Here is an 18,796-nt window from a genome sequence, read left to right on the forward strand (position 1 = left end):
TCTCCGCCGCAGCACCCCCGGCGGCGCGCCCGCGGAACGCGACACCGCCCGCGCACGCATCGCCGTCCGGGCGCTCGCGCGTCACCGGGTTCACACCTTCGCTCATGGTGAGCCGCGGCGCCGCCGACGAGCACGACAGCACGGACGGGCGGGGAGAGCTCGGCGACGCACCCGCCGCTCCTCGCGGCTCGCGGAGCTCCCACGCGGTCGCGCCCGCGGGCCCATCCGCGACGCCCCGTCCTCACTCCTCGCGCCTGCTCGTCTCGCTCGCGCTCCCGTTCCTCGCGCTCGTCCTTCAGCTGCTGCTCTGGCGCCTCATCCCGCGCACCTGGTTCCTCTTCTTCTACCCTGCCGTCTTCACTGCCGGCGCGCTCGCGGGCCTGCGCGCCGGCCTGAGCACCACCGCCCTCTCGGCGGTCCTGGTGTGGTGGTTCTTCGTCCCGCCCGCGCAGCAGCTCGTCAAGCACGACCCGGCCGCGCTCCTGCCGATGACCGTGTTCGTCGGCATGGGCGTCGCCGTCAGCGCCTTCCACGAGCGCCTGCGCCGGGCCGAGCGCGCCGTCGCCGACGCCACTCGGCACCTCGCCACCTCTCTGATCCAGCAGGCGCCCGACGGCGTCCTCATCGCCGACCTCGAAGGTCGCCTCACCGAGGTCAACCACGCCGTCTGTCACATGCTCGGCTACTCGCGCGACGAGCTGCTGGGCCTGACCTTGCTCGACCTGCTCTCCCTCGACGCCACCGATCCCGCCGACCTCCTGCGCGGCTTGCCCGCCGCCTTCGAGTCGAGCGTGCGGCGCAAGGACGGCACCCGGCTGCCGGTCGAGCTCCGCGCCAGACTGCTCACCGACGGCCGCTGGCAGGCCTTCGTCCGCGACGTCTCCGCGCGCCGGCGCGTCGAGGAGGCCCTGCGCGAGCGGCAGTCCGACCTCGATCGCGCCCAGTCCGTCGCCGGCGTCGGCAGCTGGCGGCTCGACCTGCGGCGCGACGAGGTGCAGTGGAGCGACGAGACCTACCGGATCTTCGGCGTCCCGCGCGGCACCACGCTCACCTATCACGGCTTCCTCGACCTGCTGCACCCGGACGACCGCGCGCACGTCGACCGCGCGTGGCAGGCCGCCCTGGCCGGCGCGCCCTTCGACGTCGAGCACCGGATCGTCGTCGACGGCGAGGTGAAGTGGATCCGCGAGCAGGCCGAGGTCGACCTCGACGGCGCCGGCGTCCCGCTGCGCGGGATCGGCACCGCCCAGGACATCACCCTGCGCAAGCGCGCCGACGAGGCGCTGCGGCGGGCCCACGACGCCGAGCGGCGGCTCCGCGGCGAGCTCGAGGACCTCACGCGCGCCGCCGCGGCGGTGTCCGAGGCGGTCGCCGACCTGCCGCGCTCCGACCTCGCCACGGTGCTGCAGGTCATCGCGCGCCAGGCCCAGACCCTGACGGACGCGCGCTACGTCGGCCTCGGCATCGGCACCGACCCCGCGGTCCCCTTCGACCCGTGGATCGCCCTCGGCGTCTCGGACGAAGTGGCTCGCCGGATCGCCCGCAACCCGCGGCCGATCGGCCTGCTCGGCGCGGTCGCCCGCGACAACCGCATCATCCGCACCCGCGACCTGCACCGGCACCCCGCCTTCGGCGGGTTCCCGCCTGGCCATCCGGACATGCGCAGCTTCCTCGGCGTCCCGATCCGCTTCCACGGCCGCTCGGTCGGCAACTTGTTCCTGGCCGACAAGATCGGCGCCGACGAGTTCTCGGTCCAGGACCAGCGCCTCATCGAGCTGCTGGCCGCCCGCGCCGGCGCGGCGATCGAGATCGCCACCCGCTACGTCGGCGAGGCCTTCCAGCGCGCCTGGCTGCAGACCGTCCTCGACCAGCTGCCCGAGGGCGTCATCGTCGTCGACAGCGAGAGCACCATCGTCCTGCGCAACCGCGTCGCCGCCGCCCTCGCTCGTCGCTCGGGGCTCGTCGGCCACCCCGAGGATCGCCTCTACGACGTCCGCGAGCCCTCCGGCGCGCCGGTGCCGTTCGAGCGCACGCCGGCGAACCGCGCGCTGCGCGGCGAGGCCCTCGTCGGCGTCGAGTACGTCATCGTCGGCCCCGACGGCCGCGTCCTCCCGGTCCTCGTCAGCGCCACCCCGCTCGTCACCGTCGGCGAGCCTGCCGGCGCCGCGATCGTGTTCCAGGACATCAGCGCGCTCAAGGAGCTCGAGCGCCTGCGCGAGGAGTGGACCTCCGTGGTCGCGCACGACCTGCGGCAGCCGGTCGCCGTCGTCGAGCTGACCGTCGAGGCGCTCCTGCGCGGCCTCCCGGGCGCCCCCGGAGCGGACCCTCCGCGGCCTCGAGCGGATCAAGACCGCCGGCCGCCGGCTCGACCGCATGATCGACGACCTGCTCGACGCCTCGCGCATCGAGTCGCGCCGCCTGACCGTCCAGCCGCGCGTCGTCGACCTCGCGGCCCTGGCCGCCGGCGCGGTCGAGCAGGCGCGCGAGACCTTGCCCGGCGCGCCGATCCGCGTGGTCGCCGAGGGCGCGCAGCCGGCGTGGGTCGACCCCGACCGGATCCACCAGGTCCTGGACAACTTGCTGTCGAACGCCGTGAAGTACGGCGAGCCGGGCCGGGAGATCCGCGTCGACGTCGGCCCGCGCGAGGGCGCGGTCGAGCTCGCCGTCGTCAACCACGGGGCCGGCATCGCGCCCGACCAGCAGCGCTCGCTGTTCTGTCGGTTCGCCCGCACCCGCGAGGCCCGCGAGGGCCCCGTCCCCGGCCTCGGCCTCGGCCTCTACATCTCGCGCGGCATCGTCGAGGCCCACGGCGGCCGCATGTGGGTCGAGAGCGCCCCCGGCGAGACCACCAGCTTCCACTGCCTGCTGCCGCGCGAGCCGCCGCGCGAGTGAGCGGGCCCTTCGAGCATGTTCTCGGGGGCATGTGCAAGGGACATGCCCCCGGGGGCATGTCCCTTCGCGCATGTCCCTTCGACCCGGCTCAGGTCGCCGCGGCGGGGTAGCCGGGGATCACCTCGGCGAGCGCCTTGCCGAGCAGGTCGAGCTCGGCGTTGGTGCCGACGCCGACGCGCAGGCAGCCGGCCAGGCGCGGCAGGGCCGAGGCGTCCTTGACGAGGATCCCGCGCTGGGCGAGGGCCTCGGCGACGCGGGCGGCCTCGCCGGCGGGGTCGAGGCGGACCACCGCGAAGTTGGCGTGGGCCGGGAACACCCTGGCCTTGGGGATCTTCTCCAGCAGCCCGACCAGCTTCTGGCGGGCCGCGAGGCTGCGGGTCAGCATCGCCTTCTGCACGCCGTCGAACTTGGTCAGCACCAGCTCGGCGATCGCCTGGCTGGTGGCCGACACGTTGTACGGGTTGCGGACCACGTTGAGCGGCCGGCGCAGCGCCGGCGGGGCCACGAGGTAGCCGATCCGCAGCGCCGCCAGCCCGATCTTCGACAGCGTCGACATGTACACGACGTTGTCGGGCAGGCCCTGCCGCCACAGCGTCGCCCCCGGCGCGTACGAGATGTAGGCCTCGTCGAGCACGAACACCGTCGCCGGGTGCTGCGCGATCAGCCGCTCGATGACCGCCGCGTCCCACAGGCTGCTGGTCGGGTTGTTCGGGCGGGCCAGGAAGCACAGCGCCGCGCCGGTGGCCACCCCGAGCGCCTCGTGCATCAACGTCTCGTCGAGCTCGAGCTCCTCGGTGAGCGGCACCTCGAGCACGCCGATCCCGCGGCAGCGGGCCGCATGGCCGTACATCTGGAAGGTCGGCGTCGGCACGACGATGAAGCTCGGCTCGCTCGGCCGCCCGCCCAGCGCGGTCAGCAGGAAGCCGATCAGTTCGTCGCTGCCGCACCCGAGCACCACCGCCTCCGGGTCGACCGCGTGGCGCTGGGCCAGCAGCGCCCGCAGCTTGCGCCCGGACGTGTCGGGGTAGCGGTTCAGCTCGAGCTGGGCCACTCGCTTGCCGACCTCCTGCACCACCTCCATGGGCCACGGCTCCGCCAGCTCGTTCGCCGCCAAGCGCGCCTTCACCGGTACCGGCTCGATGTCGTAAACGTCGAGTCCCGCCAGCGCGGGCCGCAGGTGGCGAGTCCACTCAGATGTCGTCATGAACATGTCCTCCGCGTCATGTCTTGAAAGCTATGTCGTTTCGCGCAGCCGCAGCTCCGCCGCGCGTGCGTGGCCCTCGAGCCCCTCGGCTCGGGCCAGGCGCGCGATCGCCGGCGCCTGGGCGGCCAGCGCGTCGCGGCCGAGCCGCAGCACGCTGGTGTGCTTGACGAAGTCCCACACCCCGAGCGGCGAGGCGAAGCGGGCCGCGCCGGCCGTCGGGAGCACGTGGCTGGGGCCGGCCGTGTAGTCGCCGGCGGCCTCGGGCGTGAACGCCCCGACGAAGATCGCCCCGGCCGAGGTGATCTGCTTCGCCACCGCGTCGGCGTCGGCGAGCAGCAGCTCGACGTGCTCGGGCGCGTAGGCGTTGACGGCGGCGACCATCGCCGCGACGTCGTCGACCAGCACCGCGGCCCCGTGCTCGCGCAGCGCCTGCGAGGCGATCTCGGCCCGCGGCAGGTCGCCGAGCTGGCGGGTCAGCGCCGCGATCACGGCGGGCACCAGCGGCTCGCTGTCGGTGATGAGGATCGCGCAGGCCAGCACGTCGTGCTCGGCCTGGGCGATGAGGTCGGCCGCGACCAGCTCGGGGTCGGCGGTCGCGTCGGCGACGACCACGATCTCGCTCGGCCCGGCGATCCCGTCGATCGCACACAGCCCGAACACCTGGCGCTTGGCCGCGGTGACGTAGGCGTTGCCGGGCCCGACGATCTTGTCGACCCGGGGCACCGTCGCCGTCCCCAGCGCCAGCGCGGCGATCGCCTGCGCCCCGCCGATCTGGAACACCCGGTCGACCTCCGCGATCTCGGCCGCCAGCAGCACCACGTCGGGCGCCCGCGGCGTCACCAGGATCACCTCCGGCACGCCGGCGACCTTGGCCGGGATCCCGGCCATCAACACCGACGACGGATAGGCCGCCGTGCCGCCCGGCGCATACACGGCGACCCGGCGCAGCGGCGCGACGCGGCTGTACAAAGAGACATCTTCGATCTCGAGGCCGGTGTCGGCGTGGGCCTGCGTCTCGTGGAACACGCGGATCCCGTGGGCCGCGGTGACCAGGGCGGCGCGCAGGTCGGGCGACACGCGCGCGGCCGCCTCCGCCCGCGCCTCGCGGGAGATCTCGAACTGCTCCGGCGTCAGCGTGCGCTGCTCGAAGCGGCTCGTGAGCTCGCAGACCGCCGCGTCGCCGCGCGCCCGCACGTCCGCGATGATTGCGCGCGCGGCCGCGTCGGCCTCGCCTTCGAGCCCTGCCGCGCGGGAGCAGAGGCCCCGCCAGGTCGACGGGTCCTCGGCCCTACCCCCGCCGCGGAGGTCGAGCGTGCGAAAGCCGAGGTCTCGCATGGCTCGCAAGGTACAGCGCTCACGGCCCTGACGGAAGTGAAACCCGCCCGGTTCTTGGTTATCCTGTCTGCTGCGCAGATGTCGCCCGCCGCGCACCGCACAGCTCGCGTCCTCGCGCCTGCCCGCGCCGGCCTCCGCGTGCCGGTGGCGGCCGGGCTCGGGCTGGCGCTCACGCTCGCGCACGTCGGCTGCACCGCCCCGGGCGCGGAGACGACCGAGGGCGCCGCCACCGAGGACAGCACCACCACCGGCGTGTGGGCCGAGGCGCCTGCGCCGGCCGACGCCTGCGCCGAGGCCCTGCTGGTGTCGCACGGGCGCTACCGCGGCAACCTGCGGACCATGACGGCCGACGAGGCGATCCGCGGCGTCTGCGGGGGCGGCGGGGCCGACGGCTTCTTGCGCGTCGAGGTCCCGGTGCGCGCCGATCTGACCGTCGCGGCCCGCGGCGTCGGCTTCGCCCCGCGGCTCTCGTTCGCCCCGGACGACTGCCTCGGCGGGCGCGAGATCGCCTGCGCCGTCGACGCTCCGCTCGCGCTGCAGGACCTGGCCGCCGGCACCGTCCTGCGCCTCGCCGTCGGCATCGACCCGGCTGTCTTTTCGGACCTGAACCAAAAGCCAGCCCCCGAGGACGCCCCCGACCCGCTGAGCTACGACCTCGAGATCGGCCTGACCCGGGTCTTGGGCGCCGGCGAGGTGTGCGAGCCCGCCTCGCGCGGGCGCTGCGTCGCCGGCACCCTGTGCATGGCCAGCGCCCCCGGCGACGCGCCCGAATGTACGACCTTGCCGGCCGACACCTGCAGCACCGCCCTGCACACGCCGGTGGTGCTGAGCGAAGGCGGCGAGGCCGCGCTGGTCGTCGACCCGGCCTTGCCGCAGACCGACGCCCACGCCCATACGTGCGGCGGCGCCGGCCTGCGCGAGCGGGTCCTGCAGCTCGACCTGCCGGCCGCACCACCGGCGCGAGCGCTCGAGATCACGGTCAGCCGTCCGGACGTCGGCCTCGCAGTGCGCGCGCCCGGCTGCCTCGCCACCGACGAACTGGCGTGCGCGGCCGGCACCGGCGCCCCCGCGCAGGTCGTGATCGGTCGACTCGGGAGCCTGCGCGCCGCCGGCGTCGCGCCCTATCTGTTCATCGAGTTGCCGCCCGACAGCGAACGCGACCCGGCCTTCACGCTGAACCTGCGCCTCGTGCCCGAACCGACGCCCTGGGGCGTGCCTGGTGCACCGTGACGCTTCGTCGCGGGCGTGTGAGGGTTGAACCACGAGTCGCGTGATCGGCGGAGCCGGGCCGCGTGAGATCGTCGCGAATGGGCCGCAAAGCGCTTGCCCTGCGCAAAAGGCGCGCATATGCTCGCGCCGCGCCCGCGGGTGCCCATCCTTACGTCAACCGCCGTTCACGGCACCGAGAGTCAAAATGGCAAGCCGACTGTTCACCAGTGAGTCCGTCACCGAAGGTCACCCCGACAAGATGTGCGACAAGATCAGCGACTCGATCTTGGACGCGATCCTCGCCCAGGACCCCCGCGCGCGCGTCGCTTGTGAGTCGCTGGTGAAGACGGGCTACGTGAACGTCGCCGGCGAGATCACCACCAGCACCTACGTCGACATCCCGCGGATCGTGCGCGCCACCGTCCGCACCATCGGCTACACCAGCTCCGACATGGGCTTCGACGCCGACAGCTGCGGCGTGCTCGTCGCCATCGAGGGTCAGAGCCCCGACATCGCCATGGGCGTCGACGAGGGCAGCGAGAAGGAGCAGGGCGCCGGCGACCAGGGCATGATGTTCGGCTACGCCTGCACCGAGACCGACGAGCTGATGCCGATGCCGATCAGCCTCGCGCACAAGCTGACCCGTCAGCTGACCGAGGTCCGCCGCGCCGACAAGAACAGCTTCCTGCGCCCGGACGGCAAGAGCCAGGTCACCGTCGAGTACGACGGCGGCCGCCCCGTCCGCGTCGACACCGTCGTCATCAGCACCCAGCACAGCGCCGAGGTCTCGCAGGCCAACCTGCGCGAGTTCGTCATGGAGAGCGTGATCAAGAAGGTCGTCCCGGCCGACCTGCTCGACGCCCGTACCAAGTTCCACATCAACCCGACCGGCCGCTTCGTCGTCGGCGGGCCGATGGGCGACAGCGGCCTCACCGGCCGCAAGATCATCGTCGACACCTACGGCGGCATGGGCCGTCACGGCGGCGGCGCCTTCTCGGGCAAGGACCCGTCGAAGGTCGACCGCAGCGCCGCCTACTACGCCCGCTACATCGCCAAGAACCTGGTCGCCTCGCGCCTGTGCAGCCGCGCCGAGATCCAGCTGGCCTACGCGATCGGCGTCGCCCGCCCCGTCAGCATCGCCGTCGACACCTTCGGCACCGGCAAGCTCCCCGACGAGAAGCTGGCCCAGCTGGTCGAGGCCCACTTCGACGCCCGCCCGGCCAAGCTGATCCAGGAGCTCGACCTGCTGCGCCCGATCTACGCCCAGACCGCCGCCTACGGCCACTTCGGCCGCAGCGAGCCCGACTTCAGCTGGGAGCGCACCGACCGCGCCGAGGCCCTCGCGGCCGCCGCCGCCCGCTGAGCCCCCCTCGGCTCCCGACCGCAGCGCGACCCCGGCCCCGTGCCGCGGTCGCGCTTCGTCGTTTCGGACATGTTTTAATGGACATGCTCTTAAGAGCATGTCCACATGAGCATGTCCGTTCATTCTCGCTCACCGACAGGAGCCCCTGCCGAGACCTCTCCGCGGCCGCCGAGCGAGCATGTCCTTTCGCGCATGTCCGAACGGCCACGGAAAGACCCCCGGCGCGAGCACCCGGTCCTATCGATGGAACCGCGAGTCGGGCGCCGCTGCGATCAGGTCCGCTCCAGCCCCCCGAACAGCACCGCCCTCTCGCGCTCGCACGGCGGTCACGCCGTCAATCCTCGAACAACGCCTCGACCATCCGCTCCAGCTCCGCCTCGCGGCGCGCCAGCACGGCGGACAGGCCGAAGCGGTCGAGCCAGCGCCACACCGCCGCGGGGTCGCGGAGCGGCGCGTCGCCGTCCCACAGCGCGGTGCGCAGCACCACCTTCTTGTGCACCATCAACGACGCGATCGGGCGCCCGTCGGCGGCGAACAGCTCGATCGTCGGCCCGCCGGAGCACAGGCAGCTCCAGGCCGGGCCCTCGACGATCTGCAGCGCCTCGCGCAGCGCCGCGAGCTCGGCGGCGTCCTCCAGCTCCGCGAGCATCACCTCGGGACGTCCGATCGCTCCCCCTGGCCACACGCGCACCCGCGTCGTCCCGGCCAGCGCCGCGTCGAGCACGGCCTGGGTCGGCGGATCGGGGCAGTCCGGCTCGTACCGCTCGTCCATCGCTCCAGTTCAGCAGGACCGCCGCCGACTGGCCACTTACTCATCAGAGTCGCCGCACCACGAGCGATTCACTCATCACTCCAGCACGATCTCCACGCGCGGTCGCCGCTGGTTCGATCCCGCCCTCATCCTCCACGCACCCTCGGAGCCCCGCGAATTGTCTCCCGACTGGCTCAGTTTTACGCGCCTTGGTAGCCTGTCTTCGATGGTCGCCTCGCCGTCGCGCCGGCTCTCCGTAGCAGCACTGATCTTCGCCCTCGCCGGCGCGGGCATGTCGGCCCACGCCGCACCTGCCCCGAAGAAGCCCAAGGAAGCGGCCCCGGCGGCCCCGACCGCGGCGCCTGCGTCTGCCGATCCGGCACCGACCCAGCCGGCGGCGCAGACCCCCACCCCGAGCAAGAGCGAGGGCGGGCTGCTCGGCGAGGACCCGGCCGCGAGCGCGCGGACCTCCGACCTCTACGGCGACCGGCTCGACGGCATCGAGGCCGAGGTCAACAGCCTCAAGGACAAGATCTTCCGCAGCAAGGCGCGGCTGGCTGTCCTTCGGGACACGGTCATGGCGGGCGTCGCCGCCGGCGGCCGCGTCGTCCTGGCCCACCGCAACCTCATGGGCGTCGGCTTTCGCCTGGTGCGGATCGTCTACACCCTCGACGGCGCGCAGATCTTCGCCCGCAGCGACGAGTCGGGCGGCCTCGACGCGGAGGACGAGATCCTCGTGTTCGACGGCACCTTGCCGCCCGGCCCGCACGAGGCCCGCGTCGAGCTCACCTACCAGGGCCAGGGCTACGGCGTCTTCACTTACCTGCGCGGCTACACCTTCAAGTCGCCGCAGACCCATAACTTCAACGTCACCGAGGGCGGCAGCTTCAAGCTGGTCAGCAAGGGCTACGAGCGCGGCAACCTCACCACCGAGATGAAGGACCGCCCCGCCGTCGAGTTCCAGGTCGTCGGCCAAGACGGCGCCGCCGCGGCCAAGACCCGGGCCGAGCCCGCGGCCAAGGCCGAGCCTGCGGCCGCGCCCGCCAAGTGACGCCATGTCGCGCGCCCTCGCCCGCCTGGCCCTGGCCTGCGCCCTGCTCGCCCCCGCGGCGGCCTCGGCTGCGCCATGGGACATGCCCGTGAGGGCAGGTCTCTTCGCACCTGTCCCTTCCGGCATGTCCCTGCGGTCATCCGAGCTCGCCCTGCTCGCGGCCGCCCCGCTCCCGGCCGCCCTCGCGCCTGTCCCGGGCGTCATGTCCTTCCGGACATCCGCCGCCCCGCTCCCCGCCGCCCTCGCGCCTGTCCCGGGTATCATGTCCTTCCGGACATCCGCCGCCCCGCTCCCCGCCGCCCTCGCGCCTGTCCCGGGCGTCATGTCCTTCCGGACATCCGCCGCCCCGCTCCCCGCCGCCCTGCGGTCACCCCTGCTCGCCGCCCCCGGCCCGCGCGTCGCGGCCCCGGCCGCCGACGCGGCCCCCAGCGGCGACGCGGCCCGCCTGCTCAGCGACGCCGAGGACGCGATCAAGGCCGCCGAGCAGGTGACGCCGACCCCCGCCGGCCCGAGCGCCTCCGACCTGGCCGAGCGCCTGGTCGCCGGTCAGGTCCAGCTCGAGGGCGGCGACGCCGAGGGCGCCGCGATCGTCTTCCTCGACCTGCTGGAGAACGCCCCCGGCACCCCGGCGGCGGTCCAGGCCCGCTACTACCTCGGCGAGGCGCTGCTGCTGCTGCGCATGCGCCGGTGGGCCAGCGAGTGCTTCTCCCTGACCCTCGCCGACGCCGGCCCCGAGGCGCGCCGCCTCCACCAGCGCAGCGTCGCCCGCCTGCTCGAGCTCGCCGCCCCGGCGCGCGCCCGCGGACACGCGCGCAAGCAGGGCCTGTCGGTCATGCCCGAGCTGCGCGCGCGCATGCAGTCGGTCGGCCTCGACGGCGACCGCGGCCCCGGCAGCGAGCTCAGCGCGCTCGACGTCACCCGCCTGCGCGGCTGGGTCGCCGCCGTCCCGCCCGACCAGCGGATCGCCGAGCTGCGCTACGCCTGGGGCCGCTTCCTGTTCCTGTCGAAGGAGTACGCCGAGGCGCTGGTCGAGCTCGACGGCCTCGTCCCCGCCGACCTGCCTCTCGGGACATCCGCGCCGGCCTGGCGCAGCCTGCTGCGCGCGACCTACGTCGCCGGCGCCGCCGCGGCCGCCCTCGGCCGCCTCGACGACGCGATCGTCCGCTTCGACCGGATCGTCGCCACCCGCAGCCTGCCCGGCGCGGCGGAGCAGGAGATCCGGGAGCTCGCGTGGATGGCCCGCGCGCGCATCTTCCACGACCGCGGCGACTACGACGCGGCGCTGCTGTCGTACCGCTCGATCGGCCGCGCCTCGCCGCTGTACGCCTCGGCGCTCTACGAGATCGCCTGGACCCTGCTCCGCGCCGACCGCCACGAGGCCGCCCTCGCCGCGCTCGACCAGCTGCTGCGCGAGACGCCCCACAGCGCCGCCGCGGCCGAGGCCAAGTCGCTGCGCGGCAAGCTGCAGATCCGCCGCCGCAACTGGAAGGCCGCCGAGGACGAGTTCGCCGCCCTGCGCCGCCACTTCGACGACCAGTACAAGGCGGTCGCCCCGGCCCTGGCCGTCGGCAGCGACGCCCTCGACTACGTCGGCGCCGTCATCCGCTCCGACCCGCGCCACTTCAGCCTCGACACCCTCGTCCCGCGCGCCGCCATCCCGCTGGCCCGCAACCTGCCGCGCGCGGTGCAGGCCGAACGCCTGGCCCGAGAGACAGGTGAGACCGAGCACCTGCTGCGCGAGACGATGGCGCTGCTCGAGCGCATGGAGATCGCCGCCGCCTCGCCCGAGCGCGCGCTGCTGTTTACCGACCTCGGCGCGCACTGGCAGGCCCTCGACCGCGCCGGCCGCGACCTCGGCGAGGCCGGCGAGGCGCTGCTGTCGGCCGTCGGCCGCAGCCCGACCCGCGGCCTCGCCGACATGCGCCGCGCCGTCGACGCCCTGTTCGAGCGGCCGTCGAAGCACCTCCGCCGCGTCACCGAGCTCGCCGACCCGCTGGCCTCCGCCCGCGCCGAGACCACCGCCGTGCGCGCGCGCCTCTACGGTCTCGAGTACGCCCAACGCGAGTCGTCGCGCCGCGGCTCGCAGGGCCCGTTCTTCCAGGAGGCCGCGGCCCTGCGCGGCGAGCTCGGCGCGCTGGAAGACAGCCTCGCCGAGGCCCACCGCGGCCTGCAGACCGCCCGCGCCACCCTCCGCTTCACCGACCCGCTGCCCGGCACCCGCCGCGACGCCATCGCCGCCCACAACGTCCTCGTCGGCAACCTGTGGCCCGGCGGCGGCGGCGAGGGCGTGCGCGAGCAGTGGCAACGCCGCCAGCGTCTGCTCATCCGCCTCGACGCCGCCCGCAAGCGCCTCGGCGCCGCCGCCCAGGCCCGCCTCGCCCGCGCCGTCGTCGTCCTCCAGGAGGAGCGCGACAACCTCACCCGCTACCGCGACGAGCTCGAGGCCCTGCGCCCGCGCGCCGACGTCACCGCCGCCGAGGCCGTCCACGCCGGCGTCCGCGACGTCGCCGCCGACCTCCGCTACTGGACGATCCGCGCCGACGTCGGCCTGCTCGACGTCGCCTGGGCCACCAAGGAGGCCGAGCTCGAGCTGGCCCGCGACCTCGAGCGCACCCGCGACCGCAGCGTCAAGAACCTCGACCGCGCCGTCAACGAGGCGCTGGAGGACAGCGAGTGAAGCGCCTGTCCTCCCAGACATATCTTTTAAAACATGCCCATCGGGACATGTCATGCTCGCGCGCCCGTGAAGCCGCCGCGGAGGTCAGCGGGTGAAGCGCCTGTCCTCCCAGACATATTCTTTCAAACATGACCCTCGGGACATGTCACTCTCGCGCGCCTGCGAAGCCGCCGCGGAGGTCCGCGGATGACGCGCCTGTCCCTCCGGCCATGGCTCTTGGCACCTGCCCTATGGGCCCTGTCTCTTGCGACATCCGCTCCAGCCGCCGCCCTGCCGCGCGGCGAGCTGCCGCCGCCGTCGGGCTGGCAGGGCATCCTCGGCGAGCCGGGCTCGGGCACCGCGCGCGAGCCGACCGGCGCCGTCGATCGGCGCGCGCTCTCGGTCCCGCCGGCGCGCCTGCCCAGGACCGCCGACGACGACAAGGCCCTCGCCGACCTCGAGACGATCTTCGCCCGCTACCGCCGCGCCGCCGCCGTCGCCGCCGACACCCTGGCGGTCGTCACCGTCGTCGAGGCCGAGCGCGGCCGCGGCAAGCTGCAGAAGCAGCTCGACGCCGAGATCGCCGCCCACAAGGCCAAGGCCCTGCAGCTGCGCGAGGCCGCGATCGCCCGCTACGACGGCTTCCTCAAGCAGAACCCGTCCGACCCCAGCTGGACCCCCGAGATCCTGTTCCGCCTGGCCGAGCTCCACTTCGAGGCCGACAACGAGCGGTTCCAACGCGCCGAGTCCGACTACGAGAAGGCATTGCTCGCCTTCGAGGATCGCAAGGAAAAGAAGAAGAGCGACGTCCCGCCCGAGCCGCCGAAGGTCGACTACTCGAAGAGCGTCGCCCTCCTGCACGATCTCAACGCCCGCTTCCCGACGTACGTCCACGCCGACGCCGCGCTGTACCTGATGGCGATCTTGCGCTTCGAGGAGGAGCGGTTCGACGAGAGCCGGCAGACCATGCTCGCGCTGGTGTGCGAAGGCCGCTACGGCGTCCCCGGCCCCGACGGCAGCGGCGTCGTCCCGGCCAGGAACTTCCGCGCCGGCGACTACAACGGCTGCAACCCGCGCAAGCCGGGCAGCAAGTACGTCGCCGAGACCTGGCTGCGGATCGGCGAGATCCACTACGACCTCGACGAGATGCGCCCCGCGCTCGAGGCCTACACCGAGGCCGCGCGCGACACCCAGGGCCCCTACTTCGACGAGGCGACGATCCGGATCGCCTGGACCCTCTACCTCCAGCGCGACTTCCCCGGCGCCGCCGCCCGCCTCGACGAGTACGTGCGCCTGGCCGAGAGCATGAAGGCCGCCGGCGACGACTCGGCGATGGCGCTGCGCGACGACGCCATCCGCTACATCGCCAAGTGTTACATCGAGGACGACTGGGACCTCGACGGCAACCCCGATCCCGCCGTCGGCTTCGCCCGCCTCGAGCGCGACTACAAGGCCCGCGGCGGCGAGAAGCACGTCCCCGAGATCTACGCCGCCCTCGGCGACCTCTACGCCTTCCAGACCGACTTCAAGCTGGCGATCAAGATCTGGGACTCCGCCCTCGCCCGCTGGCCGACCGCCGCCGCCGCCCCGCTGCTGCAGAAGAAGATCCTCGACGCCCAGGTCGCGCTCGGCGACAAGACCGGCGCCCGCACCGCCCGCGACGCCCTCGCCAACAACTACCTGCGCGGCACCCCGTGGTTCTACGCCAACGAGGCCGACACCGAGGCGATCGACGCCGCGATGAAGCTCGTCGAGGAGGCCCTGGTCGCCAGCGCCGTCGAGCGCCACGCCTACGCCCAGAGCCTGCGGGCCGCCGGCGACCCGCGGGCCGAGGAGGAGTACAAGAAGGCCGCCGCCGCCTACGCCGCCTACCTCCTGCGCTACCCCGACACGCCGTCCTCCTATCAATACCGCTACGACTACGCCGAGAGCCTCTACTACTCCGGCCAGTACCTCGAGGCCGCGCGCGAGTACATCACCGTGCGCGACAGCAACACCGCGGCCAGCCGCCAGGTCGACGCCGCCGAGGGCGTGGTGTTCTCGCTCGAGGCCTACGTCGAGGACGAGCAGAAGGCCGGCAAGCTGACCTTGCCGGACATGCCGAAGCAGGACGCCGTCAAGCCGCCGTTCGACCCCAAGCCGATCCCCGAGGCCCTGGTCGCGCTGCAGTCCGCCTACGACAAGCTGGTCGCCATCAAGCCCGACGCCAAGGCCGCCGGCAGCCTGGCCTTCAAGTCAGGCGCGATCAGCCAGCGCTACATGCACTGGGACGAGGCCGAGACCCGCTTCACCCGCGTCATCGACGACTACTGCGGCGAGAACGTCGCCATCAACGCCGGCTTCTCGATCATCGACGGCAAGGTCATCCGCGGCGACCTCAAGGCCGCGCAGGAGTGGACCGAGAAGCTGCTGCAGAAGGGCTGCGGCGACGCCGAGCAGAGCGAGAAGTTCGCCGGCGACCTCAAGACCCTCGGCAACGCGGTCCGCTTCCAGGAGGCCAACCAGCTGTTCGAGGCCGGCGAGTTCGAGGCCGCCGCCGACCGCTACACCGCGCTCGTCGATCAGGCCCCGAAGGACCCCAACGCCGACCGCGCGCTCAACAACGCCGCCGTCGCCTACGAGAAGATCGGCCGCTTCGGCAGCGCCTCCAAGACCTACGAGCGCATCTACAAGCAGTACCCCGACAGCGAGTTCGCCGACGACGCCCTCCTGCGCTCGGGCCTCAACCACGTGCGCTTCTTCGAGTTCGACGACGCCGTCGCCAGCTACCTCGTGCTCGCGCAGGACGAGCGCTACAAGGCCAGCGAGCACCGCCTGCTCGCGCTCAAGAACGCCGCCGACCTGCTCGACAACCTCCAGCAGTACAAGAAGTCGTCGGACCTGTTCGTCCGCTACGCCGCCCAGACCACCGACCCCAAGGAGGCCGCCGACGCCAGCTTCCGCGCCGCCTCGGTGCTCGGCAAGACCGACGACCACAAGGCCGCCGAGACCGCCTTCGCCGCCTTCCTCGCCAAGTTCGGCGCCGACCCGACGCAGGCCGCCAAGTCGGTCGAGGCCCACCTGCGGATGGGCGAGGCCCGGGCCGCCCGCGGCGACCGCAAGGGCGCCGAGACGGCCTACCGCGAGTGCGTCGCGCTCTACACCGCGCGCGGCCTGCAGGCCGCCTCCGACGCCGCCGACTTCCCGTCCGAGGCGCAGTTCCTGCTGTCCGAGTACAGCCTGTCCGACCTGCTCGATTTCAAGCTGACCGGCACCGGCAAGAAGTTCGCCGACAGCGCCAAGGTGCTGTTCGACAAGGTCGTCGCCGCCAGCAAGTCGTACGACTCCGTGTTCCCCTACCGCCGGATCGAGTGGGTGCTGGCGGCGATGTTCCGCCGCGGCTACGCCTTCGAGGTGACCGCGATCAAGATCCGCGAGGCCCCGGTCCCGCGCGAGCTCAAGGAGTACAGCGAGCCCTGGTTCGCCTACAAGGACATCGTCGAGACCGAGGCGGGCAAGTTCGAGGCCAAGGCGATCCAGCTGTACGAGGAGACGATCAAGCGCGGCAAGGAGTACGGCGTCGCCAGCGAGTGGACGAAGAAGGCGCTCGAGCGCATGAACATCTACAAGCCCGACCAGTACCCGCTGCTGCACGACGCCAGCGTCGACCTGCAGGTGGAGGACCGGCGCCGATGACTGCCCTCCGGGACATGTCCCTTCGCACCTGTCTCACGGGGCTTCTCCTCGTCCTCGCCTGCGACAAGCCGGCCGGCGAGTCGACGCCGCCGGGCAAGACCGCCGCCGGCGAGCCCGACGCCGACTGGCAGCCCGAGGCCGTCGACAAGCCGGCCGAGGCCGCCGCCGACGACAAGGCGCCGGCCAAGAAGAACCGCGACCGCGACCCCGAGGAGGAGCGGCGCAAGCTGGCCGCGTCGCACCAGCAGAGCCAGCAGGCCGGGCAGTCGCTGCGCCAGGGCGACCTCTCCCGCGCCCTCGACCTGTCGCGCGAGGCCCTGCGGATCCACGAGCAGAACGTCGACGCCATGCTCGTGATGGCCGAGGCCTTCCTCAAGCAGGGCAAGCACGAGCTGACCCAGACCGTCACCAGCTCGGCGCTCGCCGTCGACGCCAAGATCATCACCCCCGAAGAGACCTCGCGCGCCTACAACCTCAAGGGCTTCGCCTACCTCGCCGCCGACAAGCCGACCCTCGCCACGCAGTCGTTCCGCAAGGCCGCCGAGACCGACGCCGGCAACGCCACCGCGTGGAACAACCTCGGCGCGCAGTACCTCCGCACCGGCAACTTCAAGACCGCCGCCGAGTGCTTCGTCTACGCGCTGAAGCTCGACCCCAACTTCTTCAAGGCCCACCTCAACCACGGCAGCTCGCTGCGGGCGCTCGGCGACGTCGTCGGCGCCGAGAAGGCCTATCAGACCGCGCTCCGTCTGCGCGCCGACTACCCCGACGCGCACTTCGACCTCGGCGTCCTCTACCTCGACGCGCCCGAGTTCCCCGGCCTCGACGTCACCACCCGGCTGCAGCGCGCGCTGATCCATCTCGGCAAGTACCGCGACCTCGCCCTCGCCGCCGGCGGCAGCACGGCCAAGGGAGATCGCTTCACCGACGATCTCGCCCGCGTCAAACGCGAAACCGGCGCCAACAAACCCCGTTCTGCCCCGGGCAAGGAGTCGGTGAGCGTCGCCCAGGCCGATCTCTACATCGACCTGGCCAAGAAGGGCCTCGAGCGCGAGAAGCGGCGCCTGGAGCGCGAGGGCAAGGCTCCACCTGCCTCGAAGGACAGCCCGCCCGCCAGCCCCGGAGCCGCGGGAGCACCTGGCCCGAAGGACAGCCAGCCGTCCACCGCGGCCACGCCCGCCGCCGGCCCCGGTTCACCTGGCCCGAAGGACAGCCCCGTAGCGACCCCGCCCGCCGGCGCGCATGGGCCAGGGGAGCCCGGGGACCGGCACCGGCACCGCCAAACCCGGCACCACTCCGCCCGCCGGTACGACCCCGCCGGGCCCGTCTTCTGCCCCTCCGCCCAGCCCTGGCTCCTCGCCCGCGACCGCCCAACCTGGCGCCCCTCCGCCCGCCAGCCCCGGCTCCTCGCCCGCGACCGCCAAGCCGGGCGCCCCTCCGGTCGCCAGCCCCGGCTCCTCGCCCGCGACCGCCAAGCCGGGCGCCCCTCCGGCCGCCAGCCCCGGCTCGCCCGCGACCCCGCCCGCGACCGCCAAGCCGGGCACCCCTCCGGCCGCCAGCCCCGGCTCCTCGCCCGCCCCGACCCCTGCCAAACCGGACGCGACCACGCCTCCGCCGACCACCGCCAAGCCGGGCGCCGCGCCTCCGCCCTCCTCCGCGCCGCCGCCTACCGCCAAGCCGGGCGCGACCCCGCCCGCGGCCGCTCAACCCGGTGGAAACACCGGTTCTCCGCCTCCGACGAGCAAGCCCGGCGCCGCCCCGCCGCCGTCGGCTCAAAAGCCCGGCAGTGCGGCATCGCCCACCCAGAAACCGGGCGGCGGCGGGGGCGGGAGCGCCCCATGAGAAAATCGGCGGGAGTGATCTCCGGCCGCCGGAAACATTCGCGAACCGGTGTCGCCGTTCGAGACCGCCGCTCCACCCCGCCCGTTTGCCGTCCACCGTGGCGATGGACCCTCGCAGCGAGACGACGGCCGGCGAATCGACGGGCCTCGCGGTCGTGGACGCCATCCGCCCGGCCCTCCCCCGCGCCGCCGCTCGCCCTGGCACCCACTGTTCGGCCTGGGGGACGCCGTCAACTCGTTGGTGGAATTCTCCGCGGCATTCACTGTATAACGCGGTCGTGCTCCGCTCACGCCGTTCTGCCGCCGCTCGCCCCCTTTCGGGCTCGAGCCGCGCGCGGATGTGGCGGCTGCTCGTGTTCCTGCTCGTGCTGGCGCCCGTCTCGGCGCCCGCTCTCGCGCTCGCTGCACCCCCACCGGCGCCCGCATCAGGGTCGGGCGCCAAGTCGGCCAAGGCCCCGGCCACCACTACCAGCAACCCCGGCGGCAAGAAGGTGATCTCGCTCGACGACGAGTTCCTCGTCGAGGGCCAGTTGGAGAAGCCGAGCGCGTTCTACGTGCTGCGGCGCTCGTCCACCGACTACGACTGGGCGCGTCTCGACGCGACCATGACGCCGCTGGTGCTTGAAAGTGTCTGGGATCCTTTGTTCTAATCGACCCTGAAAAAGCTTCAGGCGCCTGCGGGCCTGAGAAGACAACGCGGGTCGGGCGCTCTCCGCGCGCGAAAGCTCCCGCACCCGAGTCCGAACCCAACAACAACCACCACAGCCGGGATGAACCCGGTCGACGAGCGACACAGTCGGGACTCACACCCCGGTCTCT

At 73.1% G+C, this 18,796-nt stretch carries 11 protein-coding genes and 1 pseudogene; 9 read left to right on the forward strand and 3 right to left on the reverse strand.

Features of this window, described 5'->3' with window-relative positions:
- Positions 1–104 precede the first annotated feature (104 nt).
- Together OV079_RS29710 and OV079_RS58825 are read left to right on the forward strand one after the other, a co-directional pair.
- Positions 105–2,198 (forward strand): annotated as a pseudogene (locus OV079_RS29710) (PAS domain S-box protein); the annotation flags it as partial.
- Between the two features lie 175 nt (positions 2,199–2,373).
- On the forward strand, positions 2,374–2,892 hold the full coding sequence (locus tag OV079_RS58825; RefSeq protein ID WP_420829548.1) for a sensor histidine kinase: 519 nt from the start codon (positions 2,374–2,376) through the stop codon (positions 2,890–2,892).
- Positions 2,893–2,980: 88 nt separating this feature from the next.
- On the opposite strand, the gene OV079_RS29715 is transcribed toward OV079_RS58825, so the two are convergent.
- Together OV079_RS29715 and hisD are read right to left on the reverse strand one after the other, a co-directional pair.
- Positions 2,981–4,096, reverse strand: coding sequence for a pyridoxal phosphate-dependent aminotransferase (locus tag OV079_RS29715; RefSeq protein ID WP_267772344.1), 1,116 nt, complete (start codon positions 4,094–4,096; stop codon positions 2,981–2,983).
- A gap of 30 nt (positions 4,097–4,126) precedes the next feature.
- The gene (gene hisD, locus OV079_RS29720) at positions 4,127–5,431 is read right to left on the reverse strand and encodes a histidinol dehydrogenase (RefSeq protein WP_267772345.1); all 1,305 of its coding nucleotides are present in this window, start codon (positions 5,429–5,431) and stop codon (positions 4,127–4,129) included.
- Between the two features lie 78 nt (positions 5,432–5,509).
- On the opposite strand from hisD, the gene OV079_RS29725 reads away from it, so the two are divergent.
- Entirely contained in the window at positions 5,510–6,661 is a 1,152-nt protein-coding gene (locus OV079_RS29725) for a hypothetical protein (protein WP_267772346.1), read from the forward strand.
- A gap of 184 nt (positions 6,662–6,845) precedes the next feature.
- Positions 6,846–8,003, forward strand: coding sequence for a methionine adenosyltransferase (gene metK / locus OV079_RS29730; RefSeq protein ID WP_267772347.1), 1,158 nt, complete (start codon positions 6,846–6,848; stop codon positions 8,001–8,003).
- 334 nt (positions 8,004–8,337) lie between these two features.
- On the opposite strand, the gene OV079_RS29735 is transcribed toward metK, so the two are convergent.
- Complete coding sequence (locus OV079_RS29735; protein ID WP_267772348.1) at positions 8,338–8,775, reverse strand: hypothetical protein; 438 nt, start codon at positions 8,773–8,775, stop codon at positions 8,338–8,340.
- A gap of 205 nt (positions 8,776–8,980) precedes the next feature.
- Here OV079_RS29735 and OV079_RS29740 point away from each other — a divergent pair, with 205 nt between their 5' ends.
- The 5 genes from OV079_RS29740 to OV079_RS29760 all read left to right on the forward strand — a co-directional run bounded on the left by OV079_RS29740 (position 8,981) and on the right by OV079_RS29760 (position 18,627).
- Positions 8,981–9,805, forward strand: a complete 825-nt coding sequence (locus tag OV079_RS29740; RefSeq protein ID WP_267772349.1) for a dihydrolipoamide acetyltransferase — start codon at positions 8,981–8,983, stop codon at positions 9,803–9,805.
- A 4-nt stretch (positions 9,806–9,809) separates the two neighbouring features.
- A complete protein-coding gene (locus OV079_RS29745) occupies positions 9,810–12,482 on the forward strand; it encodes a tetratricopeptide repeat protein (RefSeq protein WP_267772350.1) in 2,673 nt (890 codons plus the stop codon).
- A 186-nt stretch (positions 12,483–12,668) separates the two neighbouring features.
- Positions 12,669–16,136 (forward strand): tetratricopeptide repeat protein, encoded by a 3,468-nt coding sequence (locus OV079_RS29750; RefSeq protein ID WP_267772351.1) that lies wholly within the window; start codon positions 12,669–12,671, stop codon positions 16,134–16,136.
- Positions 16,133–18,472 carry a tetratricopeptide repeat protein gene (locus tag OV079_RS29755; RefSeq protein WP_267772352.1) on the forward strand — a complete coding sequence of 780 codons (2,340 nt, stop codon included), beginning with the start codon at positions 16,133–16,135 and terminating at the stop codon, positions 18,470–18,472. The genes OV079_RS29750 and OV079_RS29755 overlap by 4 nt, the downstream gene beginning before the upstream one ends.
- A complete protein-coding gene (locus tag OV079_RS29760) occupies positions 18,469–18,627 on the forward strand; it encodes a hypothetical protein (RefSeq protein WP_267772353.1) in 159 nt (52 codons plus the stop codon). Before OV079_RS29755 ends, OV079_RS29760 begins: the two co-directional genes overlap by 4 nt.
- Positions 18,628–18,796: the final 169 nt, after the last annotated feature.

The sequence above is a fragment of the Nannocystis pusilla genome, from assembly GCF_026626665.1.
Lineage (GTDB): Bacteria > Myxococcota_A > Polyangia > Nannocystales > Nannocystaceae > Nannocystis > Nannocystis pusilla.